Below are 1,202 nucleotides of genomic sequence, written 5' to 3' on the forward strand. Positions count from 1 at the left end.
CCCGAAGTGTCAAATCAAGTGCAACAGTTAATGACCTATTCCAATGATTGGTCTAGTTAGTCAGCTAGACCTGGTAATAGTTCAGCTGGACAATGATAATCTAAGAGCTTTCGAGGACGGTGATTCAAGGTATCTTGAGCGACCTGTAGTTCAATCACATTCACCGGTCCCAAGGATTTACCCTTAGGAAAGAATTCTCTTAGTTGTCCATTTAGGTTCTCATTAGTCCCACGTTCCCACGGCGAATATGGATGAGCAAAGTAGATCTCAGTCTCCTTGACTTGGCTAAGTTCAGCGAACTCACTACCATTATCAAAGGTAATGGTCTTAAAGTATTGCGGGCCATAGTCGGCCAAAGTCTTTTCGAGAGCTTGGCGACAAGTCCTGGCGTGGTAATTAGGTAGTTTCACCAAGATTTCCAAACGACTAACCCGTTCCGTGAGCGTCATTAACGCTGGTTCATTCTCATCGCGTTTGGCCTTAACCAAATCGCCTTCCCAATGGCCAAATTTTTGACGCTGCTGGACAACTGCCGGGCGATCTTCGATCGATCGGCCTAACACCTTCTTATTTAAGCGAGAGTGAGAGCGTCCTGGCTGTTTAATTCGGCGCCGTAGTTTCTTAGGAAGGTCATGGTTGCGTAACGCCAAACAACCTTGATCAATATAACGATAAACGGTGGGCACCGAAGGACACGGGAAACCTGGGTAGGTCTTCTTGAAATGATCAATATAGGTATCGACGTTGTAGACCCGCGGGTTAGCTTTCAGAGCCCTAGTCAAGCTCTTAAAGAAGACAATGGCTTTTTTAAGTAGTCCCTGCGGATGACAATTAGATCGGTGTTTGCGGTACACGGCTTCGCCGGTTTCCGCAAAGTAGGCTTGATAATGGCGATGACATTGAGAATCAATTTGAGTTGTCGTGCCGCGGGCTAGTTCACGGGTAATGGTACTGGTACTGCGATGAAGTGTTTTTGCGATCGTGTGCGCGGTTTTGTGTTGGCGACTGAGCGCCTCAATTTCACCGCGTTCATCAGCTTGGAGTTGTTGGTAATGACGAGGCATGTTATTCTGGTTTTGGGTCATGAAGACACTCGCTTTCTTAATTAATTTCGACGTTAATAAGAATAGGTCTTCATGGCCTTTCATGTCTAGTCTGAAAGGTCTAGTTGATTAGTGTTGCACTTGAATTTTAAACTGGGC

1 protein-coding gene is annotated in these 1,202 nt (G+C 45.9%); it reads right to left on the reverse strand.

Annotated features, from left to right (window positions below; genetic code table 11):
* Positions 1–56: 56 nt before the first annotated feature.
* Positions 57–1,085: an IS30 family transposase gene (locus KTE19_RS13650; protein ID WP_010621911.1), complete on the reverse strand. Its 1,029-nt coding sequence runs from the start codon at positions 1,083–1,085 to the stop codon at positions 57–59.
* Positions 1,086–1,202 lie beyond the last annotated feature (117 nt).

The sequence above is a fragment of the Lentilactobacillus dabitei genome, from assembly GCF_019061365.1.
GTDB lineage: Bacteria > Bacillota > Bacilli > Lactobacillales > Lactobacillaceae > Lentilactobacillus > Lentilactobacillus dabitei.